21 protein-coding genes are annotated in these 18,821 nt (G+C 69.2%); 10 read left to right on the top strand and 11 right to left on the bottom strand.

The window, feature by feature from the left end:
- Positions 1-51: 51 nt before the first annotated feature.
- From OEZ60_RS06630 to rpiA, 6 genes are all read right to left on the bottom strand, one after another.
- Positions 52-1,503 carry a DegQ family serine endoprotease gene (locus tag OEZ60_RS06630; RefSeq protein WP_411709787.1) on the bottom strand — a complete coding sequence of 484 codons (1,452 nt, stop codon included), beginning with the start codon at positions 1,501-1,503 and terminating at the stop codon, positions 52-54.
- A gap of 172 nt (positions 1,504-1,675) precedes the next feature.
- Positions 1,676-1,879, bottom strand: coding sequence for a DUF2065 family protein (locus tag OEZ60_RS06625; protein ID WP_263334402.1), 204 nt, complete (start codon positions 1,877-1,879; stop codon positions 1,676-1,678).
- A gap of 6 nt (positions 1,880-1,885) precedes the next feature.
- Complete coding sequence (gene hflC / locus OEZ60_RS06620) at positions 1,886-2,755, bottom strand: protease modulator HflC (RefSeq protein WP_263334400.1); 870 nt, start codon at positions 2,753-2,755, stop codon at positions 1,886-1,888.
- Entirely contained in the window at positions 2,755-3,900 is a 1,146-nt protein-coding gene (hflK, locus tag OEZ60_RS06615) for an FtsH protease activity modulator HflK (RefSeq protein WP_263334399.1), read from the bottom strand. Before hflK ends, hflC begins: the two co-directional genes overlap by 1 nt.
- Positions 3,901-3,968: 68 nt before the next feature.
- Complete coding sequence (gorA, locus tag OEZ60_RS06610; RefSeq protein WP_263334631.1) at positions 3,969-5,327, bottom strand: glutathione-disulfide reductase; 1,359 nt, start codon at positions 5,325-5,327, stop codon at positions 3,969-3,971.
- A gap of 17 nt (positions 5,328-5,344) precedes the next feature.
- Positions 5,345-6,133 carry a ribose-5-phosphate isomerase RpiA gene (gene rpiA / locus OEZ60_RS06605; protein WP_263334397.1) on the bottom strand — a complete coding sequence of 263 codons (789 nt, stop codon included), beginning with the start codon at positions 6,131-6,133 and terminating at the stop codon, positions 5,345-5,347.
- Between the two features lie 129 nt (positions 6,134-6,262).
- On the opposite strand from rpiA, the gene OEZ60_RS06600 reads away from it, so the two are divergent.
- Entirely contained in the window at positions 6,263-7,039 is a 777-nt protein-coding gene (locus OEZ60_RS06600) for a methyltransferase domain-containing protein (protein ID WP_263334395.1), read from the top strand.
- 99 nt (positions 7,040-7,138) lie between these two features.
- Here OEZ60_RS06600 and OEZ60_RS06595 read toward each other — a convergent pair whose 3' ends face one another.
- Positions 7,139-7,570 (bottom strand): MarR family winged helix-turn-helix transcriptional regulator, encoded by a 432-nt coding sequence (locus OEZ60_RS06595; RefSeq protein WP_263334394.1) that lies wholly within the window; start codon positions 7,568-7,570, stop codon positions 7,139-7,141.
- A 76-nt stretch (positions 7,571-7,646) separates the two neighbouring features.
- Between OEZ60_RS06595 and OEZ60_RS06590 the strand changes: the two genes are divergently transcribed.
- A complete protein-coding gene (locus OEZ60_RS06590; RefSeq protein WP_263334392.1) occupies positions 7,647-8,093 on the top strand; it encodes a hypothetical protein in 447 nt (148 codons plus the stop codon).
- 68 nt (positions 8,094-8,161) lie between these two features.
- Here the strand turns inward: OEZ60_RS06590 and OEZ60_RS06585 are convergent, their stop codons facing one another.
- Positions 8,162-8,767, bottom strand: coding sequence for an EF-hand domain-containing protein (locus OEZ60_RS06585; protein WP_263334390.1), 606 nt, complete (start codon positions 8,765-8,767; stop codon positions 8,162-8,164).
- Between the two features lie 155 nt (positions 8,768-8,922).
- Between OEZ60_RS06585 and OEZ60_RS06580 the strand changes: the two genes are divergently transcribed.
- The 4 genes from OEZ60_RS06580 (at position 8,923) to OEZ60_RS06565 (ending at position 13,037) form a co-directional block, all read left to right on the top strand.
- A complete protein-coding gene (locus OEZ60_RS06580; protein WP_263334388.1) occupies positions 8,923-9,615 on the top strand; it encodes a glutathione S-transferase family protein in 693 nt (230 codons plus the stop codon).
- An 11-nt stretch (positions 9,616-9,626) separates the two neighbouring features.
- Positions 9,627-11,003, top strand: coding sequence for an L-serine ammonia-lyase (locus tag OEZ60_RS06575; RefSeq protein WP_263334387.1), 1,377 nt, complete (start codon positions 9,627-9,629; stop codon positions 11,001-11,003).
- 144 nt (positions 11,004-11,147) lie between these two features.
- The gene (locus OEZ60_RS06570; protein ID WP_263334385.1) at positions 11,148-12,044 is read left to right on the top strand and encodes a DMT family transporter; all 897 of its coding nucleotides are present in this window, start codon (positions 11,148-11,150) and stop codon (positions 12,042-12,044) included.
- A gap of 57 nt (positions 12,045-12,101) precedes the next feature.
- Complete coding sequence (locus OEZ60_RS06565) at positions 12,102-13,037, top strand: DMT family transporter (RefSeq protein ID WP_263334383.1); 936 nt, start codon at positions 12,102-12,104, stop codon at positions 13,035-13,037.
- On the opposite strand, the gene OEZ60_RS06560 is transcribed toward OEZ60_RS06565, so the two are convergent.
- Positions 13,003-13,674: a thiamine diphosphokinase gene (locus tag OEZ60_RS06560; RefSeq protein ID WP_263334382.1), complete on the bottom strand. Its 672-nt coding sequence runs from the start codon at positions 13,672-13,674 to the stop codon at positions 13,003-13,005. The genes OEZ60_RS06565 and OEZ60_RS06560 overlap by 35 nt on opposite strands.
- Before the next feature lie 140 nt (positions 13,675-13,814).
- Between OEZ60_RS06560 and OEZ60_RS06555 the strand changes: the two genes are divergently transcribed.
- Positions 13,815-15,554: a prolipoprotein diacylglyceryl transferase gene (locus OEZ60_RS06555; protein WP_263334380.1), complete on the top strand. Its 1,740-nt coding sequence runs from the start codon at positions 13,815-13,817 to the stop codon at positions 15,552-15,554.
- A gap of 40 nt (positions 15,555-15,594) precedes the next feature.
- On the opposite strand, the gene OEZ60_RS06550 is transcribed toward OEZ60_RS06555, so the two are convergent.
- Positions 15,595-15,837 carry a DUF2842 domain-containing protein gene (locus tag OEZ60_RS06550; protein WP_263334379.1) on the bottom strand — a complete coding sequence of 81 codons (243 nt, stop codon included), beginning with the start codon at positions 15,835-15,837 and terminating at the stop codon, positions 15,595-15,597.
- Complete coding sequence (locus OEZ60_RS06545; protein WP_263334377.1) at positions 15,837-17,129, bottom strand: adenylosuccinate synthase; 1,293 nt, start codon at positions 17,127-17,129, stop codon at positions 15,837-15,839. Before OEZ60_RS06545 ends, OEZ60_RS06550 begins: the two co-directional genes overlap by 1 nt.
- A 197-nt stretch (positions 17,130-17,326) precedes the next feature.
- Here OEZ60_RS06545 and OEZ60_RS06540 point away from each other — a divergent pair, with 197 nt between their 5' ends.
- The 3 genes from OEZ60_RS06540 (at position 17,327) to secG (ending at position 18,669) form a co-directional block, all read left to right on the top strand.
- On the top strand, positions 17,327-17,755 hold the full coding sequence (locus OEZ60_RS06540) for a CBS domain-containing protein (RefSeq protein WP_263334375.1): 429 nt from the start codon (positions 17,327-17,329) through the stop codon (positions 17,753-17,755).
- A gap of 91 nt (positions 17,756-17,846) precedes the next feature.
- Positions 17,847-18,242 carry a DUF6524 family protein gene (locus tag OEZ60_RS06535; protein WP_263334372.1) on the top strand — a complete coding sequence of 132 codons (396 nt, stop codon included), beginning with the start codon at positions 17,847-17,849 and terminating at the stop codon, positions 18,240-18,242.
- A 67-nt stretch (positions 18,243-18,309) separates the two neighbouring features.
- Positions 18,310-18,669: a preprotein translocase subunit SecG gene (gene secG / locus OEZ60_RS06530; protein ID WP_263334370.1), complete on the top strand. Its 360-nt coding sequence runs from the start codon at positions 18,310-18,312 to the stop codon at positions 18,667-18,669.
- Positions 18,670-18,821 lie beyond the last annotated feature (152 nt).

Raw genomic sequence — 18,821 nt, 5'->3', positions numbered from 1 at the left:
GCGAAAGGGCGCCCTACGGCGCCCCTCCCCCGTTTCCCGGATCCGCCCGGCTCACTCGACCGACAGCGCCACGAAGCGCGGGTCGCCGTCGCGGCGGATCAGCAAGAGGAGCGACTTGCGCCCCGCTTCCTTCGCCTCGGCGATCCGGGCCTCGAAATCCTCGATCGACGCGACCTTCTGCTGGCCCGCCTCGGTGATCAGGTCGCCGGCGCGCAGGCCCTTCTCGTAGGCCTCGCTGGTCTGGTCGATATCGGTGACGAGAAGCCCCGCCGCATCCGACGCAAGCCCCATCTGGTCGCGCTGCTCCTCGCTCAGAACGCCGAGCGTCATGCCGAGCAGGTCCTTCTCGACCGGTTCGGTCGTGCCCGCCACCGCCGGCACCGCCTCGCCCTCGGCGACCTCGCGGCGGCCGAGCGTGACCGAAAGCTCTTGGCTCTCGCCGTCGCGCAGCACTACGACACTCACCGCCTTGCCGACATCGGCATCGGCCACGCGGCGCACGAGTTCGCGGGTATCGGTGACCTCGGCGCCGTCGAAGGCGGTGATCACGTCGCCGGACTGGATGCCGCCGTCCTTGGCCGGGCCGTCCGGCACGTCGGTGACGAGCGCGCCCTTGATGTCGGCAAGGCCCATCGCCTCGGCCACATCGGGGGTCACGTCCTGGATCCGGACGCCGAGCCAGCCACGCCGGGTCTCGCCGAATTCCTGAAGCTGGCCGACGACCTTCGACACCACGTTCGCGGCCATCGAGAAGCCGATCCCGATCGAGCCGCCGTTGGGCGACAGGATCGCGGTGTTCACGCCGATCACCTCGCCGTCCATGTTGAAGAGCGGCCCGCCCGAGTTGCCGCGGTTGATCGCGGCGTCGGTCTGGATGAAGTCGTCATAGGTGCCCGACAACTCGCGGTTGCGGGCCGAGACGATGCCGGCCGAGACCGAGAAGCCCTGTCCCAGAGGGTTGCCCATCGCCATCACCCAGTCGCCGACCCGCATCACGTCGGAATTGCCGAAGTTCACGTAGGCCAGGGGCTCGTCGCTCTCGACCTTCAGAAGCGCGATGTCGGTCTTGGGGTCGGTGCCGACCAGTGTCGCGTCGAGCTTGCCGCCCGAGAAGAACTCGACCGAGATCTCGTCGGCGCCCTCGATGACGTGGTTGTTGGTGACGATGTAGCCGTCCGCCGAGATCACGAAGCCCGATCCGAGCGCGTTGGACCGCTGCGGCCCGCGCGGCGCATTCGGATTGCCGAACTCGCGGAAGAAATCCTCGAAGGGCGAGCCTTCGGGCACGATCGGCCCGCCATCGGTCGGCGCCGCGATCGTCGTCGAGGTGGTGATGTTCACCACCGAGGGGCTCACCTGTTCGGCCAGTTCGGCAAAGCTTTCCGGCGCGCCGCGCGCCTCCACCGGCCCGACCGGGCCGATGGCCAGCGCGATGGCCAGCATCGCCGCCCAGATCGTTCCTGCCGCCGTCCACGGCCGCGTTCCGGACGGCTGAAGAGTCATCGCCTGAGGTTCCACTCCAAACTCCCTTGTTCTTCTTGCGGCCGCGGCGATCCATCGCCCCGGCCGACCCGTGCGCATCATTCAGCTATGTAGCACGCACCCAAATTCAAACCCGGTCGCGGCGGCTCAACAGATCGTGATCGCCCAAGTCCGGCTGCCCGCGCCAATTCTCTCAGCCCGACAGCCCGGTCGCAAGCCAAATGAGCGCGAGGCCCAGCGCCACCGCCGCAAGACCGAGATTGCGCCGCGTCTCGACCGGCATCCGCCGAATCAACTCGAGAAGCTCGTCGATACGCGAAGGGGCCAGTGCAAGCACCAGCCCCTCCAGAGACAGCACCAGCCCGACGGCCAGCAGGATGAGCGCGAGGCCCGACATCCCTGGCTACCGCTTGTCGGTCGACTTCAGGTAGTCGAAGAACTCGCTGTCCGGCGCCATCACCATCGTCGAGTTGCCCTCCAGAAGCGATTGCCGGTAGGCCGCGAGCGAGCGGTAGAAGTCGAAGAACTCCGGGTCCGCGCCATAGGCCTGGGCAAAGATCCCGTTGCGCAGCGCATCGGCCTCACCGCGGATGATCTCGGCCTGGCGCTGCGCGTCCGAGACGAGCTCCACCTTGGTCCGGTCGGCCTGGGCGCGCACCCTCTGCGCCGCCTCGTTGCCGCGCGCCACCTCGTCGGCCGCCTCGCGCTCGCGCTCGGCGCGCATTCGCGCGAAGGTCGCGTCGAGGTTCTGCTCGGGCAGGTCGGTGCGCTTCAGCCGCACGTCGATGATCTCGACGCCGAGCGAGCTGGCCTCGAAGCGCGAGGCGTCGCGGATCGAGGCGGCAAGCCCGGCGCGGTCGGCCGAGAGGATCTCGGACGAGGTGACAGAGCCGAGAACCTCACGGGTCTGGGCGCGCAGGATCGTGTCGATACGGTTTTCCGCGAGCGCCACGCCCGAGGCGCCGACCGCCTGGCGGAAGCGCCGCACATCGGTGATCCGGTAGCGCGCGAAGGCGTCCACCACGAGCCGGCGGTCGTCGAGCGGCGTGATCTCCAGGGGATCGACGTCGAGCCCGAGGATCCGGTCGTCGTATTTCACGACTTCCTGGATGATCGGCAGCTTGAAGTAGAGCCCCGGCTCCTCGCGCACGGCCTTGATCTGGCCGAACTGCAGGACCAGCGCCTTTTCCCGCTCGTCGACGATGAAGATGGCCGACAGCGCCGCCGCGATGGCGAGGACGAGGATCGGCAGAAGAAGCGTTGCGCGGTTCATCAGTTCGTCCCCTCGCTGGCGGGCGCCGCCGCGCCACGTCTGAGTTCGTTCAACGGCAGATAGGGCACCACGCCCTGCCCGCTCTGGGTCTCGTCGATGATCACCTTGTCGACCCGGCCAAGCACTTCCTCGAGCGTCTCGAGATACAGCCGCTTGCGCGTAACCTCGGGCGCCTTTTGGTATTCGGCGAGAACGGCGGAGAAGCGGCTCGCCTCGCCCTCGGCCTGGTTCACCACCTGGGCGCGGTAGCCCTCGGCCTCTTCCAGAAGCTGCGCCGCCTGGCCGCGCGCTCCGGCGAGGACAGTGTTGGCGTAGGCGTCGGCCTCCTTCTGCAAGCGGTCGCGCTGCTGCTCGGCCGACTGCACGTTCTTGAAGGCGTCGATCACCTCACGCGGTGGGTCGGCGCGGTCGAAGTTTACCCGCACCACGTTCAGCCCCGAATCGTAGCTGTCGAGCGTGGACTGGATCAGCTCCTTCAGCCGCTCGGCGATGAGGCCGCGGTCCCGGTTGAGGATCGGCGCGAGCTGCGACTGGGCGATGATCTCGCGCATCGAGGACTCGGCCACGGCGTTGATCGTCAATTGCGGGTCGCGCAGGTTGAACAGGTACTTCTGCGGATCGTTGATGTTCCAGACCACCTGGAAGTCGATGTCGACGATGTTCTCGTCGCCCGTCAACATGAGCCCGCTGTCACCGGTTCCGCCGCGGCCGACACCGATATCCTCGGTGCGTTCCGGCGTGACCGCGATCACGTTCGCGGTAACGAGCGGCCAGGGCGCGAAGTTCAGGCCCGGATCGCCGACGGCCGAGAACTCGCCGAGGAAGAGTTCCACCGACTGCTCTTCGGGCTTCACCGTGTAGAACGAGGCGAAGGCCCAGAGGCCCACCGTCGCGAGCGCCGCGATCCCGAGCGTGCCGCGGGTGAAGATCGGCCCCGTTGGCCGTCCGCCGCCGCCCGGCCCGCGCGGCCCTCCGCCGCGCCCGCCCATCAGCACCTTGAGCTGCTCGGTGCCCTTCTTCATTATCTCTTCGATCTCGGGGATCTGCGGGCCCTCGCCCGGCCGCCGTCCGCCGCGTCCGCCCGGACGGTCGTCGTCATCTCCACCGGACCCGCCGCCGCCCCAGGGACCTCCGCTGCCAGCCATCAGATCATTTCCCCCTGCTCTCGTTTCATTGCAATCTCGTTTCCCAACTGGTTGTTCCCGGCTGAATTTCAAGCCGTCCTGACCGGCTTGCGCAAGGTCACCAGTTCCTCGGCCATCACCGGATGCACCGCGACGGTGCGGTCGAAGTCCTCTTTCGTCGCGCCCATCTTGATCGCGATGGCGGCGAGCTGGATCATCTCGCCAGCGCCGGGTGCCACGATATGACAGCCCAGAACCTTGCGCGTCTCGGCGCAGACGACGAGCTTCATCATCACCCGGTCAGGCCGGCCGGCAAAGGCCGACTGCATCGGGCGGAACGAGGTTGCGTAGACCTCGATCGGCCGCTCGTCGCGCGCCGCCTCCTCGGTCATGCCCACCGTACCGAACTCGGGCTGGGTGAAGACCGCGCTCGCCACAAGCGCGTGATCGGGCTTCACCGGCTTCGCGCCGAAGACCGTGTCGGCGAAGGCGTGACCCTCGCGGATCGCCACCGGCGTCAGGTTGATCCGGTCGGTCACGTCGCCCACCGCGTAGATCGAGGGCACGGCCGTCTGCGACCAGCCGTCGACCACCACCTCGCCCTTGCGGCCGAGCCTCACCCCGACCTCGACAAGCCCGAGCCCCTCGGTGTTGGGCACCCGCCCGGTCGCGTAGACGACCTTCTCGAAGACCGCCTCGCGCCCGTCGGTCGACTTGACCCAGGTGCCGCCCTCCACCGGTTTCATCTCGATCACGTCGGTCCCGACATGGAGGTTGATACCGCTCTCCTTCATCAGCTCGGCGATATGGCCGCGCGCCTCGCCGTCGAAGCCGCGCAGGATCTGCTCGCCCCGGTAGAACTGCGTCACCGCAACGCCCAACCCGTTGAGGATGCAGGCAAACTCGCAGGCGATGAAGCCGCCGCCGACGATCAGCACGGATTTCGGCAGCGCGTCGAGCTTGAAGATGTCGTTCGAGGTCATCGCCCCTGCCCCGGCCGCGATCTCCGGCACGAAGGGCCGCCCACCGGTCGCAACGAGGATGTGCTTCGCGGTGAAGGTCTCGCCCGTGGCGAGTCGCACGGTATGGGGATCGACCACCGTCGCCCGCGTGTCGTGGACCGTGACATTCGCCCCCGCGAGCCCCGCGCGGTAGGCCGCTTCCAGGCGGTCGAGCTCGGCGTCGAGCTTGGCGCGGAACGCCGGCCAGTCGAAGGCCGCCGCCTCGACCGCCCAGCCGTAGGACCGCGCATCGACGATCGCCCCGGCATAGGCCGAGGCGAAGACCATCAGCTTCTTCGGCACGCAGCCGCGGATGACGCAGGTCCCGCCCATCCGGTATTCCTCGGCCAGCGCCACCTTGGCGCCGTATTCGCCGCTCGCGATCCGCGCCGCGCGCACGCCGCCCGAACCGCCGCCGATGACGTAAAGATCGTAGTCGAAGACCATCTCAGCGCCACCCGCCATCAGTCGCCAAGATCGGCGAAGATGTTCCGGATCTCGCCGTCATCGTCCCGACCGTTCTCCGCGGTATCCACCTTCGGCTTGCGGATCTCGGCCGACCCGTCGATGTGACCGATGATCACCCGGCTGCACAGGTCGATGAAGAGCCCGTTCTCGACCACCCCCGGCACCTGGTTCAGGACCAGCGAAAGCCGGCTCGGATTGCCGATCCGCCCGAGATGCAGATCGAGGATATGGTTGCCCTCGTCGGTGACGAAAGGTGCATCCCCGTTCATCCTGAGCGTGACCTTGCGCCCCGCGACGTCGAGCGGCACCAGCGTCTCCTCGACCAGCGCCTTGGTCGCCTTCAGGCCGAAGGGAATGACCTCGACCGGCAGCGGGAAGGCGCCGAGCTGGGGGACGTCCTTGGCCGTATCGGCGATCACGATCATCTGGTCCGAAGCCGCGGCGACGATCTTTTCCTGCAGATGCGCGCCGCCGCCGCCCTTGATCAGGTTGAGGTCGGGGTCGAACTCATCGGTGCCGTCGATGGTGAGATCGAGCCAGCCCGCCTCGTCGAGCGACACGACGGTGATCCCCTCCTCGCGCGCCTGCTTGGCGGTTCGGGACGAGGTCGGCACGCCGGTGATCCTCAGCCCCTCCTCGCGCACCCGCTTGCCGAGAAGCCGGACCATCCAGGCCGCCGTCGAACCGGTTCCAAGCCCGACCCGCATGCCGTCCTCGATGAACTCCACCGCACGTTTCGCGGCGGCGTATTTCGCCTTGTCGGCGGGGGAAAGATCGGCGGGCATGGTCATCTCCGTATCACTCGCGCTCCGGTTATAGGAAAGATGGCCGCGCGGTGCGAGGGGCAAATCTCGCTCCCCGGCGCGCGCGACGCCCCGGTTGTGCTAGGATCGGGGGCGCGAAAGGGGGACGCGATGATTGAATTCGATGCTGAGACCACCCGTATTCTCGAAACCGCATACGAGGGCGCCGACTTCGCGCGGCGCCGCCGCGCGAGCTTCGACGCCGTCGATCCGCGGCCGGGCGAGCATATACTCGACCTCGGCTGCGGGCCGGGCTTCCTGACCCGGGAGTTCGCCCGCGCAATCGGCCCCGGCGGCCGCGTGACCGGCGTCGACCCGAGCCCCGAGATGCGCACGGCGGCCGCGGAGCGCTGCGCCGGCCTCTCCGGCGTGGAGATCCTCGAGGGCAGCGCGGCGGCGCTCCCGCTCGAGGATGCAAGCACCGACAAGGCGGTCTCGGTTCAGGTCTTTGAATACATAAACGATTTCGACGCGCCGCTCGCCGAGCTTCACCGCGTGCTCCGCCCCGGCGGGCGGCTGGTGATCGCCGACATGCACTGGGACACGCTGGTCTGGCACAGCACCGATCGCGACCGCATGGCGCGGATGATCGCGGCCTGGGACGCCCATCTCGCCGACCGCATCGTGCCGGAGAAACTGCCCGCCCCCCTCGCCCGCGCCGGATTCGGCGGGATCCGGACGATCCCGCACCCGATGCTCGACACGGTGCTGAAGCCCGACGGGCTCGCGCGCGTGTTGATGATCCTGATGGTTGCCTTCGCGCGCGGGAACGACCTCATGCCCGAAGCCGACATCGCCGCCTGGGCCGCGGAACAAGAGGCGCTCGCCGCCGAGGGCCGGTTCTTCATGTCGCTGACGCATTTCGTGACGGTGGCCGAGAAGCGGTAAGCGCGGCGATCCGGCCCACATCCCTCTCCGGCGCACCAGCGTCGACCGGCGCGCCGAGGCGCGGCGGGCGGGTGGCCCGCACACCCCCGTTCACCGCCGTCATTCCCGCCGCATGTTTCCGATCACCCGCCTCATCATGTCGAGGAACTGGGTCTTTTCCTCCTCGGTGAACCGGCCGAGCGCCACAGCGTTCTGCGCCTGCGCCGCCGCGACGGCCTCCGCCCGAACCTGCCGCGCGGTGTCGGTCAGGTAGATCAGCCGCGATCGCCGGTCGGTTTCCGACGCCCGCCTTTCGATCAGGCCATCCCGCTCCATCCGCGCCAGGGTATTGGCCATCGTCGCCTGCTCGACGTCGAGCGCCGCCACCAGGTCGGCCTGCATGCGCCCGTCCTCCTCCCACAATTCAAGCAGCACCATGAACTGCGCGGGCGCGAGTCCGAGCGGCTGAATACGCCGGGACAGGCCGACGGCGAAGAGCCGGGCCATGTGATTGGCCAGGTAACCGGCCGAGTTTCGCCTAAAGTCGGACATGGGCGCATAAAACACTTGCATAGCGCGCTATGCAATACCATTTGCATAGCATGATATTCAACACGGACACATCGCAATGAAACCGAAAATCCATGCCGCGGCCGGGGCGATTGCCCTTGCCACGATCCTGACCTTCTGGCTCTCGACCGTTCTATCCGAGATCTTCGGCAGCCCTGCCACCGTCGCGGCGGTGAAAACCGCGATTCTCTACGGCATGGCGCTGCTCATTCCCGCGATGGCCACGGCGGGCGCTACCGGCGCCGCGATGGGGCGCGGCTGGAAACTGCCGCAGGTGCAGGTGAAATTGCGGCGCATGAAGATCATCGCCACGAACGGTATCCTGGTCCTTCTCCCCAGCGCGGTCTTCCTCGCGTTTCGGGCCCGGGCGGGAGTGTTCGATACGACCTTCTACACGGTACAGGCGATAGAGCTTCTAGCCGGCGCCACCAATATCATCCTGCTCGGCCTCAACCTGCGCGACGGGCTCGCATTGGCGCTGCGGCGCAACCGCCGCGCGGTCTGAGCCGGCCGACCTCGCGTCGTTCGGGAGAGGCCGCCGCTTCCTGCGCCCACCTTGCAGCCGCGCCGGTTTCAGATCTCCTTCCGCGCCGCCGCGAGGTCGAGCGCGGCGACCGCCTCGACGCCCGCCATGACCTCCCCGAGCGCCACCCGTCCGTCGTGATCGAGATCGAACGCCATCAGCGCCATCAGTTCGGCCGCATCCCGGTCGTCCATCGCGTCAAGCGCCACCGCCTCGGCATGGTCCTTCAGTTCCGCCGCCGAGATCACCCTGTCGCCGTCGCGGTCGGCCCGCTCCTGCGCGAGCTTCAGCTTGCCGCGCCGGCCCTCGTAGGTCCGCGTGATCAGCCCCTCGATCTCCACCGCGGTCATCCGCCCGTCGTTGTCGAGATCGGCGACGAGGAACCGTTCCATCTCGCGCGCCCGCACCCTCGCCCGCTCTGCCCGGATCGCGGTGTCGATCCCGTCCGGACCGATCCCGCCCGCTTCTCCGAAGCTCAGGATCAGATCGGCCGCGTCCTCGGCATAGGCAGCCGGGCGCGCATGGATGCGCGAGACGACCCGCGCCGGCAACACCCGGACCAGCGCCGCGCCGTCGGCAACCGCGACGGGCCGCTCCTCGGCCGCCGCAGCCGCCGCGAACAGCCCCAGAATGATGACGACCACGCGCCCGATCATCGCCTCTCCTCCGCAAGGATCGCCGCCACTCTCGCCCGCCGGGGTTAAGGAAGCGTTGACGCCGCCAGCCGCCGGAAATCGCGGCAAAGGGTCGCTTTCCGCCTCGCGGCGCGGCCCGCTCCGGCGGATAAGACCCGAAGCCCCGGAGCCCGCCGATGTACATCCTCCACTATGCTCCCGACAACGCCTCGCTGATCGTGCGCCTCGCGCTCGAGGAGCTCGGCCAGCCCTTCGAGACCCGGCTCGTCGACCGCGGCGTCCGCGCCCAGGACGGCGCCGCCTACCGGCGACTGCATCCGAACGGCCTGATCCCTGCGCTCGAGACCCCGGACGGGCCGATCTTCGAAACCGGCGCGATCCTCCTGTGGCTCAGCGAGCGCCACGGCGCGATGGCACCGCAGCCCGGCGCCCCCGACCGCGCCGCCTTCCTGAAATGGCTGTTCTTCACCTCGAACACGCTCCACGCCGACATAAGGCTGCATTTCTACCCCGAAAGCCACGCCGGCGCGCCCGACTGCGTCGCCGCCTTCGCCGCCGCCACCCGCGCCCGCATCGCCGGCCATCTCGCGCTGGCCGAGGCGCTGGCGGCCGGCCGCCCGGCCTGGCTCCGCCCCGAGACGCCCTCGGTCCTCGGGCTCTACCTCTGCGGCCTCCTGCGCTGGCTCGCGCTTTACCCGAGAGGCGGCACCGGCTGGTACAACCTCACGGCCTTCCCGGCGCTGCACGCCCTCGCCCGCGGCCTCGAGACCCGCCCCGCGGCGCGGAAGGCCGCCCTTGCCGAAGGGCTCGGCGAAACCGTATTCTCAAACCCCTCCCTCGCCTGCCCGCCCGAGGGCAGCGCCACCTGAAAGGCCCCGCCATGTTCCTCTCCGTCTTCGACATGTTCAAGGTGGGCGTCGGCCCCTCCTCGTCCCACACGATGGGCCCGATGGTCGCGGGCGCCCGCTTCCTCGACGCGCTCCGCGCCTCGCCCTTCCACGCCCACGGGCTGAAGGCCTCGCTGCACGGCTCGCTCGCCTTCACCGGCAAGGGCCACGCCACCGACCGCGCGACGATCCTCGGCCTCGCGGGCTTCGCGCCCGACAGCTATGACAATGCCAAGGCCGAGGCCACGCTCGCCGCCATCGCCGAGACCGGCACGGTGACGCCGCCGGGCCTGCCGGCGCTGAAGTTCCAGCCCGAGACCGATCTCGTCTTCGACTACGGCCCGAACCTGCCCGGCCATGCCAACGGCATGATCCTGATGGCAACCGACGCCCAGGGCGACGTGATCCTGCAGGAGACCTATTACTCGATCGGCGGCGGCTTCGTGCTGACCGAGGGCGAGCTGATGAACGCCGACAAGACCGCGGCCAGGCCCACGGGCTGCCCCTACCCGTTCGAGAGCGCCGCGAAGATGCTCGAGATGGCGGCCCAGTCCGGCAAGTCGATCGCCGAGATGAAGCGCGCCAACGAACTGCATTTCCGCTCCGCCAGGGAGCTCGACGAGGGCATGGCGCGGATCTGGCAGGTGATGAACGACTGCATCGAACGCGGCCTCGCCACCGACGGCATCCTGCCCGGCGGCCTGAAGGTGCGCCGCCGCGCCAAGGGCATCCATCAGGCGCTGAAGGCCGAGCAGGGGCTGAACCTGACCGCGCCGCACACGATCAACGACTGGATGAGCGTCTATGCGATGGCGGTGAACGAGGAGAACGCCGCCGGCGGCCAGGTCGTCACCGCGCCGACCAACGGCGCGGCCGGCGTGCTGCCGGCGGTGATCCGCTACTGGCTCGACCATGTGCCGGGCGCGAGCCAGTCGCGGATCGGCGACTTCCTCCTCACCGCCGCCGCCATCGCGGGCCTCTGCAAGCACAACGCCTCGATCTCGGGCGCCGAATGCGGCTGCCAGGCCGAGGTCGGCTCGGCCGCCGCGATGTCGGCCGCCGGGCTCTGCGCGGTGATGGGCGGCACCCCCGAACAGGTGGAAAACGCCGCCGAGATCGCACTCGAGCACCATCTCGGCATGACTTGCGACCCGGTGAAGGGGCTGGTGCAGGTGCCCTGCATCGAGCGGAACGGCCTCGGCGCGATCAAGGCGGTCTCGGCGGCCTCGCTGGCGCTCCGGGGCGACGGCAAGCACTTCGTGCCCTTGGACTCGGCGATCGAGACGATGCGGCAAACGGGGCACGACATGCACGAGAAATACAAGGAAACCTCGCTCGGCGGGCTCGCGGTCAACATCCCGAACTGCTGACCCGCCCCTCTCCATTGCCAAGTACCCCCGCCGGAGGCGGCCCGAGCCGCCCCGGCCCCGCCGGGGTGGCGAGAGATCTCCCGGCCCGGAACGGGCCTCGATCGGGATTGCGGCGGGACCGGATCACCCCTAGCCTCGCCGCCGATGCGCCCCGACCGCCCCCTCCTCGGCATCCTCCTGATGCTCGGCTTCTGCCTCCTCGCCCCGATCGGCGATTCCATCGCCAAGCTCCTCGGGCCGCGGATCCCGCTGCTTGAGCTCGTCGCCACCCGCTTCGCGGTCCAGGCCGCGGTGCTGGTGCCGCTCCTCGCCGCCACCGGCGGCACGCTCAGGATGCGCCGCCGCACCGCGCTCCTGACCGGGCTGCGCACGCTCCTGCACATCACCGGGATCGCCGCGATGTTCCTCTCGCTGCGCTTCCTGCCGCTCGCCGACGCGGTCGCCATCGCCTTCGTGATGCCGTTCCTGATGCTGCTCCTCGGCCATGCCGTGCTCGGCGAGGAGGTCGGCCGCCACCGGCTCGCCGCCTGCGCGGCGGGCTTCGCGGGCACGCTCCTCGTGATCCAGCCGAACTTCGCCGCTGTCGGCGCACCGGCGCTCCTGCCGCTCCTCGTGGCCCTCGTCTTCGCGCTCTTCATGCTGGTCACCCGCCAGATCGCCCGCGACACCGACGCGATCACGCTCCAGGCGGCGAGCGGCCTCCTCGGCTCGGCGCTCCTCCTGCCCGCGCTCCTCCTGGCCGAGGGCTCCGGCCTCGCCGCGCTCGACCCGATCTGGCCCGCGCCGGGCGACGCGGCGCTCCTCGTCGCGCTCGGCCTTCTTGGCACCGCCGCCCATCTCCTGATGACCGGGGCGCTGCGCTTTGCCCCGACCTCGACGCTCGCGCCGATGCAATACCTCGAGATCCCCTTCGCCACGCTGATCGGCTGGGCGGTCTTCGACCAGCTGCCGAACCGGCTCGCGGGCCTCGGCATCGCCGTGACGATCGGCGCCGGACTCTACGTCATCGCCCGCGAACGCCGCCTCGCCCGCGCCGCCTGAGCGCAGCGCGTCGCTTTCGGGATGGACGCGCGCGCCGCCGCAGGCTAGCGGGGGCGGATGAACCTCGATGACCGCATCCTGCCCGGCGTCGCCCTGATGATCGGCTTTTGCATCTTCGCGCCGTTGATCGACGTCGCCTCGAAACTCGCCGCCCAATCGGTGCCGGTGGGCGTGGTCACGCTCGGCCGCTTCATCGTCCAGGCCGCGCTGATGCTGCCGGTGGTGCTCGCGATGGGGCTGACCTTCCGGCTCTCCCGGCGGGCGCTCTGGCTCACCGGCCTGCGTGCCGCGATGTCGATCGTCTCGACCTTCTGCTTCGTCGCCGCCGTCAAGGTCATGCCGATCGCCGACGCGCTCGCCATCGCCTTCGTCGAGCCGTTCATCATCCTCCTGATCGGCAAGCTCGTCCTCTCCGAACAGGTCGGGCCCCGCCGCCTTGCCGCCTCGGCGGTGGGATTTGCCGGCGCGATGCTGGTGATCCAGCCCTCCTTCGCCGCCTTCGGCGCGGTGGCGCTCTTCCCGCTCGGCACCGCGGTCTCCTTCGCGCTCTACATGCTCGTGACCCGCCACCTGTCGCGCCACGTCCACCCGGTGACGATGCAGTTCCAGACCGCGGTCGTCGCCGCGCTCCTCTGCCTGCCGCTCCTCGCCCTCGGCGACGCGACCGGCGAACCCGCCCTCGCCTTCGCTCTGCCCGAGGGCATCTTCTGGCTCTGGTGTTTCTGCGTCGGCCTCGCCGCCACGGTCAGCCACATGGCGATGACCTACGCGCTGAAATTCGCGCCCTCCGCCACGCTGGCACCGCTCCACTACCTCGAAATCGTGACCGCGACGCTTTTCGGCTACCTCTTCTTCAGTGACTTCCCCGACGCGATGACCTGGGCCGGCGTCGCCGTCATCGTCGGCTCGGGCCTCTACATCATCCACCGCGAGCGCCAGGTCGCCCGCGCCGCGCGCCTCACGCTCGACCCGCCGGCGCCAGAGCTGCGATAGCCGCGCCGAGGCAGGCGCGCGGGAGCATCACCAGCATCCTGTCGGCGTCGAACTCCAGCGTCACCGGCCCGGTCGCCCGGTTCGAGGTGCCGATCCGCCCGTCCGGCGCGAAAGCCTCGCCCTCGATCGGCCAGTAAAGCCCCTCGGACCGCCCCGCCACCCGGCCCATCGGGTAAAGCGACACCCGCGTCCCCGCCGCGAGGTCGAGCGTAACCCGCCGCGGGGCAACGAAGACGACATCTTCAGAGCCGAGGATCAGGCAGCGCCGCGCCGGATGGCGCACCAGCGCCGACCAGACCGCGAGCGCATGATCGAGCCGCGCCCCGGTGAAGCCGAGCCCGAGGATATAGGGCGCCTCGATCCGGCTCAGACATTTCTCGAAATCGGTCGTCTCCTGCTCGTCGATGCGCCAGATCCGTTCGGCCGGAATCGCCGCCCGCGCCGCCGGGCTCACCGAATCGAGATCGCCGATGACCGCCTCCGGCACATGCCCCGCCGCGATCGCCACATTCGCGCCACCATCGGCGGCTACAAGGAAGGGTGCCCTCGAAAGCGCCTCGGCCACGCAGCGATGCGATACCTCTCCTGCGCCAAGAAGCGTAACGGGTCGTGGTGATTGGACAATGCCCCTGATCATGGCAGTATTGATGGCGAGCAAGGCGCGAGAACACAATCGTCGCCAGAAAGAATCCTTCTTTTTGCCCGCATTTGTCCATGCAAAGGCACCAGATTGTTTCCAGCCTGTCCGCACAGGCGAAGTCAGAAAGCGAGTATCCCATGGTCGGTGCAAGTAAGATCCTCACGGTCTCGTACGGCACGTTCTCCTGCACGCTGGAGGGGTTCGACGAGCCGTTCTCGACCATGAAGGCGATTGCCGAGTATTTCCGTGACCTCGCCGCCGACGACCGCTATTTCGGCGCCGAGCCGCCGACTCCGGATGCCGAGATGCTGCACAAGATCGCCGAGCGCGAGATCCAGCGCCGGGTCGACGCGAAGATCAGCGAGCACGGCATCGTGCTGCGCCCCCAGGGCGCGCAGGCGGACCAGCCGGCCACCGCTCCGGCGCCGGCCGCGGCCAAATCCGCAGCTGCCTCGGCACCGGCCGTGGCCGAGCGCGTAACCGCACCGGAGGACGACGGCGTCGCCGCGAAGCTCCAGCGCATCCGCGCGGTCGTCGCGACCACCCATCCGGCCTCCGGCGCCAACGAGCCCGAGGCGGAGTTCGCCTCTGCCGCGCCCATGCCCGGCGACGATTTCGGCTTCGACATCGACCTCGGCGACGACCTCTCCGAGCCGATGGAAGCCTCCCCCGCCGTCGGAGCCGGCCCGGCCAGCGACTCCGCCGCCCCCGAAGACGACAAGCCGAGCTACTTCGAGCGCGCCCGCGCCCGGGTGATCAAGATCCACCGCGCGGCGGCCGAGAATGACGGGACCTCCCCGCAGGCGATCCCGGCGGCCCCCGAGGCCGGCCGCGACGCGGACGTCACCGTCGAGAGCCCGGACGAAGACGACCAGCGCTCGGCGATCTTCGCCGCGCTCCACGACGACGCCGGCGCGGCCGCGACCGACGAGCCGCAGGATGACGCCGTCGACGCGGCCGAGGACGACGAAGATTCGACGCTACTCGCCGGCATCAGCGCGGCGATCGGCGCGGCCGGGCACGACCACGGCACGGACGCCCCGCGCAATCGGGCCGAGCCCCCCCATGAGCCGCGCCGCCCGTCCCATACCGGCCGCGCGATCCTCGAAGCCCGGTCGGATAATGACGAGGCCTCGGTGGAACGGCTGATGGAGGTCGCCAAGTCGAAGCTCGAAGGCGTCGAGAACCGCCGCCGCTTCTCGGCGATCACCCAGCTCAAGGCGGCCGTCGTCGCCACCGTCGCCGACCGCAAGCTGAAATCCAGCGACGATGAGGACCGTGCGTCGGCAGCCCCCAGGACCGATCTCGACCGTTACCGCGACGATCTGTCGAAGGCCGTTCGTCCGCGCCCGCCCGTGACCGGGATGGAGGACGCCGAGCCCGCACCGGCTCCCGCGGCCGAGCCACGCCCGGCGCCGCTGGTTCTCGTCTCCGCGCAGCGTATCGACGCCGAACCCGAGCCCGCGCCGGCCGACGAGGAGATCATCCAGCCGCGCCGCGTCAGCGCCGGTCACCACGACCTCGACGAGGCCGATGTCGACGAGGCTGAAGTCGAGGCCGAGGCCGCGATCTCGCCCGAGGACGCCCGGAATTTCGCCGACTTCGCCGAGCGGCTCGGCGCGACGAGTCTTGTCGAGCTTCTCGAGGCTGCCGCCGCCTATACCGCCATGGTCGAGGGCCAGCCGCATTTCTCGCGCCCGCAGATCCTGCGCAAGATCGCGCGGGTCTCCGACGAGGTCGAATACAGCCGCGAGGACGGGCTGCGCTCGTTCGGCATGCTCTTGCGGCAGGGCAAGATCCAGAAGGTGCGCCGCGGCCAGTTCGCGATCACCGAGGCCTCGCGCTTCATGTCCGAGGCGCGTCACGCGACGCGCTGAGGCGGATCAGACCGGAGCGATCAGGAAAACGGAGCGGTTCTCACCGCTCCGTTTCGTTTCCGGCCTCCGGATCGGCCTTGCCGACGCCGCGGAAGACGAAGCGGAACGGCAGCATCCAGAGAAAGCCGAGCCCGAGGTAGATCAGCATCTCGACCCAGAACGGCTGCCGCCCGAAGGCCGCGTCGAGCATGTTGATCAGGCTCACCGCGACGACGATATAGACCGGCAGCCCGACCAGCAGGATCAGGAGCGCGAGGCGCCGGCGGGTGCGGTAGGACAGCATCAGTCGGCAAACGGGTCGGTGACGAGGATCGTGTCGTCGCGCTCGGGGCTCGTCGACAGAAGCGCCACCGGGCAGTCGATCAGTTCTTCGACCCGGCGGACGTACTTGATCGCGTTGGCGGGCAGGTCGGCCCAGCTTCGGGCTCCTTCCGTCGATTCCTGCCAGCCCGGCATTTCCTCGTAGATCGGCGTGCAGCGCGCCTGCTTGTCGGCGGCCATCGGCAGGTAGTCCAGCCGCTCGCCATCGACCTCGTAGCCCGTGCAGATCTTCAGCGTCTCGAACCCGTCGAGCACGTCGAGCTTGGTCAGCGCGATGCCCTTGACGCCCGAGGTCGCGCAGGTCTGGCGCACGAGACAGGCGTCGAACCAGCCGCAGCGGCGCTTGCGGCCGGTGACGGTGCCGAACTCGCGGCCGCGCTCGCCAAGGCGCTGGCCGTCGCCGTCATGCAGCTCGGTCGGGAACGGCCCTTCGCCCACGCGGGTGGTGTAGGCCTTGACGATGCCGAGGACGAAGTCGATCGCGCCCGGGCCGATCCCGGTCCCAGTCGCCGCCTGCCCGGCGATAACATTCGACGAGGTGACGAAGGGATAGGTGCCGAAGTCGATATCGAGAAGCGCGCCCTGCGCGCCTTCGAAGAGGATTCGCTTGCCGGACTTCCGCGCCTCGTTCATCACCTTCCAGACCGGCGCCGCATAGGGCAGGATCTCGGGCGCGATCGCGCGCAGGTCGGCGAGAAGCGCGTCGCGGTCGATGGGCTCGAGCCCGAGACCGGCGCGCAGCGCGTTGTGATGGACGAGCGCGCGGTCCACGCGCAGTTCCAGCGTCGCGTCATCGGCCAGATCGGCGACCCGGATCACCCGGCGGCCGACCTTGTCCTCGTAGGCGGGCCCGATGCCGCGCCCGGTGGTGCCGATCTTGGCGACCGAGACCTGGCTTTCCCGCGCCCGGTCCAGCTCGCCGTGGAACGGCAGGATCAGGGGCGTGTTCTCGGCGACCATCAGCGTCTCGGGGCTGATCTCCACCCCCTGCTCGCGGATCGCCGCGATTTCCTTGACCAGATGCCAGGGATCGAGCACGACGCCATTGCCGATGACCGAGAGCTTGCCGCCGCGCACGACGCCCGAGGGCAGCGCGTTCAGCTTGTAGACCTTGCCGTCGATGACCAGCGTATGGCCGGCATTGTGGCCGCCCTGGAAGCGCGCGATCACGTCGGCGCGCTCGGAGAGCCAGTCGACGATCTTGCCCTTGCCCTCGTCGCCCCACTGGGCCCCGACCACCACGACATTGGCCATCCGTCTCTCTCCTCTGACGCCAAACCCGGCACGGTATAGCGGCGTGGGCGGGCGGACGGAACCGGTAAATTGCGGCCGGCGCGGAATCGCGTCCGCGCCATGCGTTGACACATGTCAACGCGCGCGCGCCCGGCGTGGCGCAGACTGGTCCGGTCCAACCGATTGCACGCGGCGCGAGGGGCGAAGGGAGGGCGCAAATGGCTTGGGTACGCGACATCCTCAGTGCCAAGAGGCACGGGATCTTCGGCGTCGGCCCCGACGACATGGTGCTCGATGCGCTGAAGCTGATGGCCGAGAAGGACATCGGCGCGGTGCTCGTCACCGAGGGCGACCGGCTCGCCGGCATCTTCACCGAACGGCGCTACGCGCGCGAGGTGTTCCTCAAGGGCCGTTCCTCGCCCATGACGAAGGTCGGCGAGGTGATGGAGCGCGACGTGATCACGGTGACGCCCGACGAGACGGCGGAGGCCTGCATGGCGCTGATGTCCCGCAACCGCATTCGCCACCTGCCGGTGATGCGGGACGGCACGCTCGTCGGGGTGATCTCGATCGGCGACCTGATGCAGAGCATCATCGAGGACCGGGAGTTCGATATCGGCCAGCTCGTCAACTATGTGAGCCGGTAGCCGCGGGCGGACAGCCCCGCCCCGCACCCCGTCCCCGTCTGGACAGGGGCCGCCCGGCTGCGCTAGCCAGTGCGAAAACCGGAGAACACCCATGGGCTTCCTGATCCGCTGGCTCGCCGCGTTCGGCCTTCTGTCCGCGACCTACAACCCGACCGGCTGGAGCTTCGCCCACTGGGCCCGGCAGTCCTTCGCCGACGAGATGCCGCTGATCGTGCTCGCCGGCCTCGTGCTGCTCATCGGCTATGTGATCTACCTGCGCGCCACCCTGCGCTCGATCGGCGGCCTCGGCATGGCGCTCGTCGCCGCCGTCGTGGCCGCGCTGGCCTGGGTACTGATCGACCAGGGGCTTCTCCGGCTCGACAATCCCTCGCTCAACGCCTGGCTCGGGATTGTGGCGCTGTCGGTGGTGCTCGGCATCGGCCTGAGCTGGAGCCATGTGCGCCGCCGCATCTCCGGACAGTCCGACATGGACGATGTCGGCGACTGAGGGGTTGCGGCCCCGCCGCCATGGGCCTAGATAGGCGCGTCAGCGAAATACGAAGGCCAAGCGGTCCATGGAAAACGTCGTCCTCACCGTCCATCTGATTCTCGCGCTCCTGATGATCGGGGTGGTGCTCCTGCAGCGCTCCGAGGGCGGCGGGCTTCTCTCCGGCGGCGGCTCGATGTCGGCCCGCGGCGCGGCCAATGCGCTGACGAAGGTGACCTGGCTTCTCGCCATCGGCTTCATCGCCACCTCGATCACGCTGACGATCCTCGCGGCGCAGAACGCCAAGGGCACCTCGGTGCTCGACCAGTCCGGCGCCGAGGCCCCGGCCGAGGTTCCGGCGGACGTGACCGCCCCGCTTGCGCCCGAAGGCGACCTCCTGCCGCCGTCGAGCGGCGACGCCCCCGCCGCACCGCCGCCGGCGGAGTGACGCCGCACCACAACGATTTGATCTGACACTCGAACCTTACCACAACACCTTGCGGTCCAGTTGCGGGCAGCGCGCGAATCTGTTATGCGTCGACTCCCGTGATGTCGTGTCCTGAGACGGCACGACAAACCCAGGCGACTTGAGGCAATCAC

This window comes from Albidovulum salinarum (assembly GCF_025673475.1).
Lineage (GTDB): Bacteria > Pseudomonadota > Alphaproteobacteria > Rhodobacterales > Rhodobacteraceae > Albidovulum > Albidovulum salinarum.
This window is presented reverse-complemented; position numbering and strand designations above follow the sequence as displayed.